This window comes from uncultured Bradyrhizobium sp. (assembly GCF_936928535.1).
Classification (GTDB): Bacteria; Pseudomonadota; Alphaproteobacteria; order Rhizobiales; family Xanthobacteraceae; genus Bradyrhizobium.
The window spans coordinates 1-12994 of the sequence record NZ_CAKZHY010000031.1; the positions used below are offsets into that span (position 1 = coordinate 1).

Below are 12994 nucleotides of genomic sequence, written 5' to 3' on the forward strand. Positions count from 1 at the left end.
GGCCAGCTCGTTGCGGTTCATCCGGCCTACGACGCCGTGTTCGACGGCTTCGCCGTGCCTGAAGCGCGAGGCAATCCGAAAGCGCGCACCGAATGGGCCGTTGACCAGGTCAGATCCGCAATCCGCGCGTCAAAGCGGCTTGGGTTGAGCGTGCACGCGACCTTCTCGGGTGCGCTCGCCTGGCCCTATATCTATCCATGGCCGCAGCGCCCGCCCGGCCTTGTCGAGCAGGCCTTCGACGAACTCGCGAGGCGTTGGCGGCCGATCCTCGACGAGGCCGACACGCACGGCGTCGACATCGCCTATGAAATCCACCCCGGCGAAGATCTCCACGACGGCGTCTCCTACGAGATGTTCCTGGAACGGGTGAACAACCATGCGCGGGCGAACCTGCTCTATGATCCCTCGCACTTCGTGCTGCAGCAGCTCGACTATCTCGATTACATCGACATCTATCACGAGCGCATCAAGGCCTTCCACGTCAAGGACGCCGAGTTCAACCCGACGGGACGACAGGGCGTCTATGGCGGCTTCCAGAGCTGGGTGAACCGGGCGGGCCGCTTCCGATCGCCGGGCGACGGGCAAATCGATTTCGGTGCGGTGTTCTCGAAGCTGACGCAATATGATTACGACAGCTGGGCCGTGCTCGAATGGGAATGCGCGCTGAAGCATCCCGAGGACGGTGCGCGCGAGGGTGCCGAGTTCATCAGGAACCATATCATTCGCGTCACCGAAAAGGCGTTCGACGACTTCGCCGGTGCCGGCACCGACGTCGAGATGAACCGCAAGATGCTTGGCATCTCCTGAGCGAGGCAACAGATGACAATCGAAGCAGCTGGTGAGACCGGGGTACACCGCCGTATCCGGCTCGGGATGGTCGGCGGCGGGCAGGGGGCGTTCATCGGTGCGGTCCATCGCATCGCTTTCAGGATCGATGATCAGTTCGAGCTCGTGGCCGGTGCGCTCTCTTCGGATCCCGCCTGCGCCAAAGCTTCGGCCAAGGAGCTCGGCATACCCGCGGACCGCGCCTATGGCGGCTTTGAGGAGATGGCGAGAGCAGAAGCCGCCCGCGCCGACGGCATCGAGGCGGTCTCGATCGTCACGCCCAATCACATGCATGCGCCGGTGGCAAAGGCCTTCCTCGAAGCCGGCATCCACGTGATCTGTGACAAGCCGCTGACGACGACTGTCTTGGAGGCGGAGGAACTGGCGGCGCTGGTGGAGAAGTCCGGCAAGGTCTTCGTCGTCACGCACAATTACGCGGGCTATCCGATGATCCGCCAGGCCCGCGCCATGGTGGCATCCGGCGATCTCGGCGAGATCAGGCTGGTTCAGGCCGAATATCTCCAGGACTGGCTGACGGAGCGGCTGGAGGCCACCGGCCAGAAGCAGGCGGCGTGGCGCACCGATCCGGCCCGCTCCGGCGCCGGCGGCTGCATCGGCGATATCGGGACCCATGCCTATCATCTCGCCTGCTTCGTCAGCGGGCTCGAGCTAGACGAGCTGCTCGCCCAGCTCTCGACCTTCGTGCCGGGACGGCAGCTCGACGATGACGTCCAGATTCTTCTGCGGTGGAAGGGGGGCGCCAAGGGCATGCTCTGGGCCAGTCAGGTCGCGGTCGGCAATGAGAATGGATTGAAGCTGCGCGTCCACGGCACCAAGGGCGGCCTCGAATGGGCTCAGTCCGATCCCAACTATCTCTGGTTCACGCCCTACGGCCAGCCGAAGCAATTGCTGACCCGTGGAGGCGCCGGCGCGTTACCGCAGGCCGGCCGCGTCACCCGCGTGCCGTCGGGTCACCCCGAAGGCTATCTCGAAGGATTTGCGACCATCTATGCCGAAGCCGCACGGACAATTCGCGCCGCCACGGCCGGCGTCAAACCCGATCCGGCGGTGATCTATCCAACGGTGTATGATGGCCTCGCCGGCATGAGGTTCATTGACGCCGCGGTGAAATCATCCGCCGCCAATGGCACCTGGGTCCGCGTCGGTCGATAGAGCCCGCATTCCTGGATCATTGCGACGATCTCGCGCCGATCGGATCGAGCGAGATCTTGCCGAATCGCAGCTGCTTGACGCGGCCGTCATCGATCGACATTTCATTGCACTTGCCATCGTCTGCGCATGCGAACTTCAGATTTCCGATCGGAAAGCCTGTCGTGAACGCGTCAACCCCGGCGGGTTGCAGGTCGACCTCGCCTCGGGGGTAGTGGACCATCAGCACGTTCTCGCGAATGAATACGTCATAGATGACGCCGAGCTCTGCGCTGTAGTAGTGGCCCTCGTACGCCTTGAGCCGGTCTGCTGCAGGCTTGGTGATGCTGATCCGTTTTAGAGGAAGATTCGCGCCGTTCTGGTGCAGGATCGCTCTCTGCGCCGTTTCGCCTTGCACGACGTCGTCGAAGACGATCTCGGCGGGAACCACCCTCAGGCGGAAAGCGGTGTTGGAGACCGCGTACATTGGAAATGATGGCTGGCCAGTCGCGCGCGCAGCGAGATGGTCATTATCTTTGCTGATGGAAATGATGAATCCCGGTCTGAGTTCATAGTCGCCCACATAGGCATCGAGGATCTTGGGGTCGACAGTGACTTCCGGCTTGTCTTCAAGGACCGGCTTGTCAGGCACAGGCCTGAGCAGTTCCTTGAGATAGATGTCGGCAATTCTGAACGAGAGCGCGGCGGGGGTCAGATCCCCCGCATTTGCCAGGACCACGACCGAGAAATGCTGGTCTGGAAACCTCAGAATATTGGTCCGGTATGCGGCATCGCCGCCGGCATGCTCGACCGTCCTGAGCCCGCGATATCTTCCGATGGTCAGGCCCGACGCGTAGTTGATCTCCTTGCCGCTGTTGAGCTTACCCTTCTCCTGCATCTCGGCGAGCAGCGCCAGGCCGCCGACATCTCCGGTGTAGAAGTTCTCATCCCAGCGCGCCAGGTCGCCGACCGTTGAAAACAGGCTTGAAGGTCCGACTGTCGAATAGCTCAGCGCAATGTACCCGTATTTGCCATCCGCTTGCCGCCCATAGGAATAGGCCCGGTCCTTGACGACGATGCCGTATTTGTCCTGGAAGTGTGTATGAGACATGCCGAGAGGGTCGAAGATGCGCTGCTTCGCGAACTCGGACAGCGTTTTGCCGGACACCTGCTTCACGACCATCGCGAGCAGCGTGTAGCCGCTGTTGCTGTAGAGAAACTGATCGCCTGGCGGGAAGTTCAACTCGGTCTGTTGATACAGCAGATGCGCGACATCATCGTCCGTGATCTCGTCGTCGAGCCGCCACCCCGCGAGCGCCAGGAGATTCCACTGGTCCCGGATTCCGCTGGTGTGATGAAGCAGTTGGCGTATCGTTATCGGCGTATCGAAATCGTGCAACTTCGGCACATATTTGCGAACGTCGTCATCCAGCGACAATTTCCCTTCGTGAGCGAGTAGATAAACCGCGAAGGCGGTGAACTGCTTGGAGACCGATGCCAGGTGGAACACGGTTGCCGGCGTGTTGGGCACACCATGCTCCAGATTGGCTGCGCCATAACCCTGGCTATAGACGATCTTGCCGTCCTGAAGGACAGCGATTACGGCGCCGGGTGAGTTCGGTTCGGCCCATCGGGCGAACAGCTGATCCACAGCGCGCTCCCGGGTGCCATCACTTGATATCGCGGAGGACGGGGAGTCCGATTGAGCGCCGACGACGCTTGCTGTCGAAAGACACAGCGCCGCAAAAGCCGTCGCAACAATTCTAATGAGCATAACCGTTTCCCTGATTGAGCTCAGAATCTCCGCGGTACGGACGCAGTGCTGAGGGGCGGCGATGTCACAAATCGGTGCGCAGCTGAAAGCCACTCGACCATGATCACGTCAGCTCACTGCAACACGGTGGATGCCGCTGGTCGCGATGGGCGGTTTCGGCTCTCGCGAATGTTCTGTCGGCAATTATGTATGGAATCGCCGCAAAGACAACCGTAAGATGTGTTGCGGATGAGCTGCTTGATCCTGCGCCACCCATTTTGGTCTTTGCGGCATCGGGCGCGGTGCTGACGCGGCGAGTTATTTCGACTATCCTTCAATGCGGACAATCAAGGCGAGGCAGAACAAGACCCACGGGGGCAGATCAATGAGCACGGTGAAAAGCGTTCTGGCGCAGAAGAGTGGCGCCCTGATCCATGTACGTTCCGGCGACATGGTCATCGAAGCCTTGCGCAAGATGCGCGACAACCGGGTCCGGTCGGTGCTGGTCATCGACGACGATTTGCTGGTCGGCATCGTGACCCAGGGCGACTGCGCCATCAAAGTGCTGCTGCCCGGGCTCGATGCGAAGCAGACGCCGGTGGGCCAGGTGATGACGGGCAACCCCGTGACAATCACGCAAGACGTTCCGCTGGACGCCTGCATGGCGATGATGGCTACGCGTGGTTTTCGCCACCTGCCGGTGCTGAACGTGGGCAAGGTCGTGGGCGTCATCTCCGTCGGGGACGTCGTCAAGAACATCATCCGGGATTTGGAGCACAACGTGGACGACCTGATGGGTTACATCATGAAGGATGGCCCCGGGGGCTGACAGACGAACCGCGGTGCCGTCGCCCCCGCGTATGAGAGGGAAGAACAAAATGTCGCCCCCACTTCGCGCAATCATAGCCTCGACGCTCCTTGTGACACTCGCCGGGCCGGCCGCGGCTCAGACACTGCCGCCGAACGCGCCGTCCAAAGAGCAGCTCGCGAACGACAACAACTTGTTCATTTCGCTTGCCAAGAAGGTCCTCAAATGGGAGGAGCCCGCCGAGCCGGTGCGGATCGTAGGCCCGATTTATTTCGTGGGGACCAAGGGCCTCGGCGTCTTCCTGTTCACCACGTCGGAGGGGAACATCCTGATGAACACGGGGATGCCGTCCTCGGGACCGATGATCGTGGACTCGATCCGCAAGCTCGGATTCAAGCCGGAAGACATCAAGTTGATGATCAACGGCCACGCGCACATCGATCACGCCGGCGCCTTCGCTTTCATGAAGAAGCTGACGGGGGCGCAACTGGCCGTCATGAAGGACGATGTTGCCGCGATGGAGAGCGGCGACAAGGACGATTTCAAGTACGCGAACGACTTCGCCTACGAAGGCGTGAAGGTCGACCGGGTGCTGCGCGATGGCGACCAGATCAGGATGGGTGACATCCTGCTCACCGCCTACCACACCCCGGGCCACACGCGGGGAGCGACCACGTGGATCGTCAACCTGGTCGTCGACGGCAAGGCGTACATCGTCGCCTTCCCGGACGGCGCAGGCTTCAACCCCGGCTACCGCGTGGCGAAGAATCCTTCGTACCCCGGCATCCAGGACGACTACCGCAACACGCACCACGCGCTCGAGATGATCAAGCCGGATATCTGGCTGGCACAGCACAACGAGTATTACGATTTGGAAGGCAAGCGGAAGCGGGCGGAGACGGAGGGCGTCAACGCATGGATCGATCCGGAGGGCTATCGGCGCTTCATCGCTGACAAGAAGCGCGCGTTCGAGGACGAGGTCGACGAGGAACTCGGCGTCCCCAAGGCGGCGTCAAAGTAAGGAGTTGCGGCGATGAACTCTCCGTTCCGTCCGGTCTTTGCCCTCGTGCTGCTGGTCTCCGCAACTGCGGCAATCGCTCAGGATGCCAAACCCAGCGCGGTCAACGTCCACAACTTCGTCCGCGCGGAGACCGACCTCTACTTCCGGAAGGCCGCGGTCGACGACGGCTCGTTCGGCAAGCTCACGCATCGGCGCGAAATGGCGTCCATCGACAAGCAGGACGTGGTCCGCATGAACCGCGACACGCTGTACTCGCAGGGCGTGTTCGATCTCGACGCGGCCCCGCTCACGATCAAGCTGCCGGACGCCGGCAAGCGCTTCATGTCGATGCAGGTGGTCTCGCAGGATCACTACACGACCGAGGTGGCCTACGGCCCCGGCACCTTCACCTACGACAGGAACAAGGTCGGTACCCGCTACGTCTACGTCATCATCCGCACGCTGGCCAATCCGGAGGACCCGCAGGACGTGAAAGCCGCGAACGCCGTGCAGGACGCGATCGAGGTGCGGCAGGCGGGCGTCGGCAAGTTCGAGGTGCCGAATTGGGACCAGGCGTCGCAGACCAAGGCCAGGGCCGCGCTCGAGAGCCTCGGGTCGCTCGGCGGGACGGTCGACCGCTTCGGAAGGAAGGACGAGGTCGATCCGATCGATCATCTCATCGGGACCGCGATCGGCTGGGGCGGCAACCCGCGCTACGCGGCGGACTACCAGAGCGTCTTCCCGCCGAAGAACGACGGCAAGACCGTCTATCGCCTGACGCTCAAGGATGTGCCGGTCGACGGCTTCTGGTCGATCAGCGTCTACAACGGGCAGGGCTTCTTCGAAAAGAACGAGCTCGGCGCCTACTCGCTCAACAACCTGACGGCCAAGCCGGATGCGAGCGGCGCCTACGTGATCCAGTTCGGCGGCTGCGAGAAGGCAACGCGGAACTGCCTGCCAATCGTGGAGGGATGGAATTTCACGATGCGGCTGTACAGGCCCCGCAAGCAGGTCCTCGACGGGAGCTGGAAGCTGCCCGAGGCACAACCGGCGACGTGATGGATGGCGGATACTCGTCAGTTTGCACTCGCTGCAGATCACGACGCTCCGATGGTCGTTGCATTGATGCCCTACACCCCGCGACACCAAGCGGTGGCTGTTGGTGTCGTGGCGGTTATCTTGATCGTTTCAGCGCTTCTTGCTCCTTTCGTGAGCCTGCAAGTTGGCAAGGTTGACAGCTTTCTTCCCGCTGTTCAGACGGTATTGAGCGCAGCTGATCTGCTGACAGCGACCCTGTTGTTCGCTCAATATTCGGTGCAGCCGCACCGCGCGTTACTGGCCGTAGCGAGCGGATACATCTTCGCCGGCTCGTTTGCCTTCCTGCAGACCTTGAGTTTTCCAGGCAGCTATGCACCCAACGGGCTCATAGGTGACGTCTACAATACTCCGGCTTGGTTCTTCGTGCTTTGGTACACCACATTTCCGTTGAGCATGCTTTTCTATGCGCTGCTCAAGGACAAAGCAAAGATATCGCGAGGGTCGACGTCGGCAGACATCGCAATCACGCTGATATTTGTAGTCGGGACGATAGCGCTGTTGTCGTGGCTGGTGATAAGCAAGGTCGAGCATCTGCCGAAGTTCTTCACGACGGGGCTCATGATGCAAACGCCACTCAGCAATCAATTCAACGTCGGCCTCACGTTACTGGGGTGCGTTGTGCTCGTGGTGCTCTTTGTCCGCAGGCGCACGGTGATCGATCTTTGGCTGATGGTCACGTTGTTTGCAGCAGTTCCTAACTTTCTGGTTGCGGCATACGCGGGCTCGGCTCGATTTTCCCTGGGTTGGTACACCGCTCGCGGATTTGCCTTGATCGCAAGCTGCATGCTGCTGTCGGTACTGGTTACGGAGATGATCGTGCTCTATTCGCGGCTGGCTAACGCCTTGGTGTTGCAGCGGCGCGAGCGGGCCAATCGCTTCGTGAGCATAGATGCAGCCACCGCGGCGATTGCTCACGAGATCAAGTCGCCGTTGGGAGCAATCACGCTGAACGCAGACGCCGCTCAGCAGGAGCTTGTTGCACAACCTCCCCGGCTCGAGGAGGTAAGTGCCATTCTCAGGGACATTGGAGATGCCAGCTTCAGGGTGAGCGAGACGATTACCAGCATTCGCAGGCTGTTCAAGGATGCGACCGATCAACCGTCCATGATTAGCATCGAGGACGTTGTGCGTCAGGTGTTGCGGCTGTTGCAGCACGACATGCAGCTTAACGAAGTTCTTGTCGTGACGGAGTTCCGGGCCGAAGCGCCTTTCGTACATGCCGATCCCGTTCAGGTGCAGCAGGTCATACTGAACTTGATCAAGAACGCCGTCGATGCGATGGCCGCCACTCCCAGCAACGGCCGCCGATTGAGCATTGGCACGCGGATCGAGCCAGGTCCGTTCGTTCTTCTGTCCATCCAGGATACCGGCGCCGGAGTGTCCCTGCAGGATCGGGACCGCGTATTCGACGCGTTCTTTACAACAAAGCCAGAGGGCATGGGATTGGGATTGGCGATATGCCGCACGATCATCGAGAGGTATGAGGGCAGATTGGTTCTCGGCACATCGGGGCCGAAGGGTTCGACATTCGAGATCACGCTGCCTGTTGTTAGATAGATAGGTCTGGCAGCGCGGCTCCAACAATCAAGCCTACAGCAGAGAATACAGCGAACACGGCCGAGCGGTTGCCCAACGAGATGCACCGACCCGTGCCATGCAAGGCTCTTGCTTAATTCCCGCGGCGGAACTGGCGGGCCCGTCGGCTTTCGATGAGGTCCACGTAGTAGCGCCGGCCCCACGAAGAAACTGCGCGTGTTCTGGTTGCGATCTTGACTCATATCAACTCATTGCAGACAGGGCGTAGCTAGCCTTCTTTGCGACTCTCACCAAGGAGAACAGCAATGGCGAAGCGCATGCTCAAGGCATTGATATGGTCAGCATCGGCTCTGATCGGATCGGCGGGTATTGCACATGCCGATATGGTTGGCCGCTATCAATGCACCATCGTTGGTCCAAGTGTGCCTGAGCCTGTAGGGGATATTCCTGATCATGCCGTTCAGACCGCGCAGTATTCCTGCGTCGGTATAGACGGATTGTTCAAGGGCGCAATAATGACCGGCAACGCTGCTATCGAGTGGCAGGGCGGTAAATCGACTTTTCTGGCGGCTTCAACAACGCACCGAACTCCTGGAGGGATTGCAGTAGCCCAGTTGCTTGAAGGCACCGGCGCGCTGGCGATGGCGGAAGGTAAGCCGCTCGGCAATGATGCCGCGGGTAAAGCCGCAATCAGGCTCGCATCAGGTGCCCTGGCTTCTCTGTCGGGTAAGACCCTCAAGTGGACGACGAAGCCTGTTGGCTTCAATCGGTTTGAGCAGAGCTATTATTCCGAGTAGCGTCGCTGTCGATGCTGAGGCATCAAGGTTGGGCGGCATGGGGATCAAACGGACTAGTGTGCCGGCGGTATGCCTCGCACCTAGGGTCGCTACAGCGGTCGCCGTTTGCTTTGAAATCCTTGCCATTTTGATTGAGCGCAGGAGGTCTTTCATGACAGGCGTTGCAGGGTAGGCCGGTCTGCCGGACATAGGCCGGCGAGGCTTGACTGGAGGTCGTGGCGGCCCAGGCGAGGACGGCCGATGCGACAAATGTGAGGAGAACGATTTTCATGAACGTCTCTTTGCCTTGCGCGAAAGATAGCAGCAACCGGGTACAACGCCAGGTTCGTTATCTCCCCGGCCATAGACCTCTGGCGGACCATTGCCAACATCGTGGCAGTCGCTTGCGAGACTGTCGAGCAAACTCGGAAGACACTTCCTCAGGCTGAGCTCTTTCAGGATGTGGCGCAAGCGGACGCCGGCTTGATTGTGCCGGGCCGGCGCTCCTGGCCCTCAGCGGATACGGAGTGCCTCCTCGAACTCGCCGCGGTCACTTTCGACGAAATGAGTCCAGCATTCCCTCGATGATCTTGCGGCCGCGCGCGCGGGTTTTTCTCGGGTCGGCCGATGCCGGAAGCATGATCGACAACTCGCAAATGATCGCATCGAGCATGCGTCCAAGCAGGTCGATGTCGTCGAAAATCAGCTCGCCTTCGCGCTTGAGGACCTTCAAGGTGGCCTTCAGAAGCGCCATCGGATACTTTTCCTCAATCTCGGCAAAGCGGGCACTGCCGAGCACGACCGGCGCTTCCTGAACCACGATGCGCGCATAAGCAGGCTCGATCGAAACATCGAGATACGCATCGATGCCGGTGTAGAGGCGGTCCCAGAGTTTCGCTTTCCCTTTTGAGATCTCCTGCACCCGTGCGGCGGCTTCGGATTGGAGCGAAACGACGACGGCGTCGAACAGGGCCTTCTTGTCGTCGAAGTGATGATAGAACGCGCCGCGCGTCACCCTTGCCGCCCTGGAAATCGCCTCGATGCCGGCGGCTTGATAGCCCTCCCGCGCGAACATGTCCTGGCCCGCGGCGAGCAGGGCTTGCCGGGTCGCCTCCGCATATTCCTCACGGCGGGTTCGCTGATCGGTCGATGATGTCTCCATGGCGACTACATACAGCTTGACATATCAGGTGCAAAACAAATATCACATACAGACGGTATGTGATATGCTATTGGTATGTCGATGAAGGAGCCCGGGAATGGACGGACATCGGATGTTCGAACTGGCGCAGCAACTGGCGCTCGCCAAGAGCCGGCAAGACGTTGCTGCCGCGCTGACGCTGCTCGACAAGTATATGCTGCTCGAGGGACCGGCGTTCGGCACGTGCGCCAGGGGGCTCGCGGAAAACGAGGCGGCGCTGGCGCGCTTTTTCAAGTCGTTCCCTGACTACAACGTCGTCCTGTCCGGTCACGCCAATGACGGCGAGACGCTGGTCTGTTGGGGCCGGGTTCGGATGACCATGACGGGAGATCGTTTCGGCGTCACGCCCAACGGAAACCGGGCAGAGCTTCCGGTCTTCATCCGCTTCACCTTTCGCAATGACCTGATTGCGAGCGAATACTTCTTCTTCGATCTCTCGGCCTTGTGCGCACAGTCGGGCGTCTCCACGGATCAGGTTCGCCGACGGCTGTTTAGCGAAGCTGCTGTCGCCGCCTGACCGGCTGCAATTCACACGCTTTGGAGGATGAGCTGCGATGGATACCCGCATAAAACCGGTTGCTGATATCAAGACCGTGCCCTTGTTCGACATCGTCGTCGATCTCGATCCACGTCTGTCCTTTGGCGAGACGCCGGTTGGCCGGCGCGTACTTTTCGGCGCCGCTGGGGGGACGTTCAGCGGCGAGCGCGTGCGTGGTGAGGTGCTCGCGGGCGGCGGCGACTGGGCCCTGTTTCGACCCGACGGGGCGATGGCGCTTGACGTGCGGCTGACCCTGCGGACGCACGACAACGATTTGATCTACATGACTTACGGCGGCCGCTGGATAACGCCGCCCGAGGTGAGGGCCGACATGGCCGACCCCGTCAAGCGGTACAACGTCGACCCCTTGCGCTACTATTTCCGCACGCAACCCTTGTTCGAGACTGGGTCGACAGCATACGCCTGGATGAATGACATCGTGTGCATCGGGACCGGATATCTGGTCGAGGGCGCCGTGGCGTACAGGATTTTTCAAATTGTCTGACGTGACCGGAAGCGAGAGCTCGACGTCTCCTTCTGCCGATTTCACTTTGCCACACAAGCTCGTCGCGGAAGGGATCGGCACATCCTTCCTTCTGATGGCCGTCGTGGGCTCCGGTATTCTCGGGGTACGGCTGGCGGAGGGCAACACTGCCGTCGCGCTCATTGCCAATGCACTCTCGACAGCCGCGGCCCTCTATGCACTGGTTGAGTGGTTGGGGCCGTTGTCCGGAGCTCATTTCAATCCTCTGGTGACGATCGCCTTTGTCATCCGAGGCGATTTGCCCGCGCGAACGGGAGCCGCCTACGTTCTTGTTCAACTCGTCGGTGCCGTGGTGGGCGTGGGTGTCGCGAATGCCATGTTTGCAGCGCCGGTCTTTTCCTTCTCGGTCAATGACCGAAGCGGGTTTTCAAACCTGTTGAGCGAGTTCGTCTCGACGTTCGGATTGCTCGGGGCGATCTGGATCTGCTCGCGGCTTCGCCCGGCGTCAGTGGCTGGCGTTGTCGCCGCCTATATCGGTGGCGCCTTCTGCTTCACGGCCACGGACTTTGCCAATCCAGCCGTGACCATCGCGCGCGCATTTACGAACTCTTTCGCAGGTATAAGACCGCAGGATATTCTCGGCTTCATAGCGGCGGAGGTCCTTGGTGCCGCCGTCGCGATCATTGTTTTCCGCTGGTTGCTGCCCGTCCGAAACGCCGATTGAGACCCTCGACGCGAACCGAGGTCGAGGCAGTGTCCCCGGTGGATAGCGCCTGTTGCAGGTAGACGTCAGGTGCCGGGGGGCCGGTCGATTTGATACCGGAACCGCAACTCCATCCCCGTCGCTAGCGACAGACGCCGGCGGCGGATGTCGCTAGTCTGGCCTGGACGACGGCATGCGCGGACCTCGCCAGCCCTAGGCTTCAAAGAAGCCGGCCAATTCCTCGGCCGTACGCGACGGAAACTCTTCAGGGAAGAAGTGCCCACCCGCCATTGCACGGCCTTCCACATTTTCGGACCATTCGCGCCAGATCGCCAATGGACCGCCTTCTCGATCGTACCAGTTTGCCAGTCCGCCGCTGCCGCTCCAAAGTGTGAGAACCGGACACAAAATTTTCCTTCCGGCGTTGCGATCGGCAGCATCGTGATCGCGGTCGAGTGTTGCGGCCGCACGGTATTCCTCGCAGATCGCATGCAGATGCTCGCGGTCACCCAGCATTGCCGCATAGTTGGCGCGAACCTCTTGCGGGAAGGTCGAGGATGGGGAGCCCCAGGCCGATAGAGCGCTTTGGATCACGGCATCTGGCGCGGCGCCGATCATCTCCTCCGGGAGTGGCGCGGGTTGGGCAAGCAGGCTCCACGGCCAAAAGCTCAATGCAAGGCGGGCATCGGCGCGGTCCCACGCATCCGCCGTCGGGATGATGTCGAGAACGGCAAGCTTTTGGACAACGGACGGACAGTCAAGAGCCATGCGATAGGCGACGCGTCCGCCGCGGTCGTGCCCGGCAACCATGAAGCGGTCATGACCAAACCTCTTCATGAGCTCGACCATGTCTTCAGCCATCGCACGCTTGGCGTAAGGGCCGTGATCGGCGGCTGATGCCGGAGTGCCGCTGCGTCCATACCCGCGGAGATCGGCCCAGACCACCGTGAATTGTTGTGCCAGAATGGGCGCAATATCCCGCCACATCAAATGGGTTTCAGGAAAGCCGTGCAACAGGAGGAGCGGGGGGCCGTTCCCCGCGATCCTCGCAAAGATTGGCGCAGCTTCGAGGTCTACCAGACGGGATTCAAAGCCGACGAACATAGTGCGCGTCCTTGTTCAG

The 12994-nt window shown here is 60.8% G+C and carries 13 protein-coding genes; 10 read left to right on the forward strand and 3 right to left on the reverse strand.

Annotation, left to right across the window (positions count from 1 at the left end; all coding sequences use genetic code 11):
* Both Q0687_RS03875 and Q0687_RS03880 read left to right on the forward strand, forming a co-directional pair.
* Window positions 1-807, forward strand: an 807-nt coding sequence (locus tag Q0687_RS03875) for a sugar phosphate isomerase/epimerase family protein (protein ID WP_298872488.1), incomplete at its 5' end; no start/stop codon positions are given.
* A gap of 12 nt (window positions 808-819) precedes the next feature.
* Window positions 820-1998, forward strand: coding sequence for a Gfo/Idh/MocA family oxidoreductase (locus Q0687_RS03880; RefSeq protein ID WP_298872491.1), 1179 nt, complete (start codon window positions 820-822; stop codon window positions 1996-1998).
* A 16-nt stretch (window positions 1999-2014) separates the two neighbouring features.
* Here Q0687_RS03880 and Q0687_RS03885 read toward each other — a convergent pair whose 3' ends face one another.
* A complete protein-coding gene (locus Q0687_RS03885) occupies window positions 2015-3841 on the reverse strand; it encodes a serine hydrolase (RefSeq protein WP_298872492.1) in 1827 nt (608 codons plus the stop codon).
* Between the two features lie 271 nt (window positions 3842-4112).
* On the opposite strand from Q0687_RS03885, the gene Q0687_RS03890 reads away from it, so the two are divergent.
* The 5 genes from Q0687_RS03890 to Q0687_RS03910 all read left to right on the forward strand — a co-directional run bounded on the left by Q0687_RS03890 (window position 4113) and on the right by Q0687_RS03910 (window position 8966).
* Complete coding sequence (locus Q0687_RS03890; RefSeq protein ID WP_298872495.1) at window positions 4113-4556, forward strand: CBS domain-containing protein; 444 nt, start codon at window positions 4113-4115, stop codon at window positions 4554-4556.
* Window positions 4557-4605: 49 nt separating this feature from the next.
* Window positions 4606-5556 carry a subclass B3 metallo-beta-lactamase gene (bla, locus tag Q0687_RS03895; protein ID WP_298872498.1) on the forward strand — a complete coding sequence of 317 codons (951 nt, stop codon included), beginning with the start codon at window positions 4606-4608 and terminating at the stop codon, window positions 5554-5556.
* Window positions 5557-5568: 12 nt separating this feature from the next.
* A complete protein-coding gene (locus Q0687_RS03900) occupies window positions 5569-6594 on the forward strand; it encodes a DUF1254 domain-containing protein (RefSeq protein WP_298872500.1) in 1026 nt (341 codons plus the stop codon).
* A gap of 3 nt (window positions 6595-6597) precedes the next feature.
* Window positions 6598-8190: an MASE4 domain-containing protein gene (locus Q0687_RS03905; protein WP_298872501.1), complete on the forward strand. Its 1593-nt coding sequence runs from the start codon at window positions 6598-6600 to the stop codon at window positions 8188-8190.
* Window positions 8191-8474: 284 nt separating this feature from the next.
* Complete coding sequence (locus Q0687_RS03910; RefSeq protein ID WP_298872503.1) at window positions 8475-8966, forward strand: hypothetical protein; 492 nt, start codon at window positions 8475-8477, stop codon at window positions 8964-8966.
* Between the two features lie 529 nt (window positions 8967-9495).
* Here Q0687_RS03910 and Q0687_RS03915 read toward each other — a convergent pair.
* Window positions 9496-10107 (reverse strand): TetR/AcrR family transcriptional regulator, encoded by a 612-nt coding sequence (locus tag Q0687_RS03915; protein ID WP_298872506.1) that lies wholly within the window; start codon window positions 10105-10107, stop codon window positions 9496-9498.
* A 112-nt stretch (window positions 10108-10219) separates the two neighbouring features.
* Between Q0687_RS03915 and Q0687_RS03920 the strand changes: the two genes are divergently transcribed.
* From Q0687_RS03920 to Q0687_RS03930, 3 genes are read left to right on the forward strand one after another with little or no spacing between them, the layout of a single operon-like run.
* Window positions 10220-10663, forward strand: a complete 444-nt coding sequence (locus Q0687_RS03920; protein WP_298872509.1) for a nuclear transport factor 2 family protein — start codon at window positions 10220-10222, stop codon at window positions 10661-10663.
* 37 nt (window positions 10664-10700) lie between these two features.
* On the forward strand, window positions 10701-11189 hold the full coding sequence (locus Q0687_RS03925; RefSeq protein ID WP_298872511.1) for a DUF3237 domain-containing protein: 489 nt from the start codon (window positions 10701-10703) through the stop codon (window positions 11187-11189).
* Between the two features lies 1 nt (window position 11190).
* Window positions 11191-11892, forward strand: a complete 702-nt coding sequence (locus tag Q0687_RS03930) for an aquaporin (RefSeq protein WP_298872560.1) — start codon at window positions 11191-11193, stop codon at window positions 11890-11892.
* 192 nt (window positions 11893-12084) lie between these two features.
* On the opposite strand, the gene Q0687_RS03935 is transcribed toward Q0687_RS03930, so the two are convergent.
* The gene (locus tag Q0687_RS03935; RefSeq protein WP_298872514.1) at window positions 12085-12975 is read right to left on the reverse strand and encodes an alpha/beta hydrolase; all 891 of its coding nucleotides are present in this window, start codon (window positions 12973-12975) and stop codon (window positions 12085-12087) included.
* Between the last annotated feature and the right edge of the window lie 19 nt (window positions 12976-12994).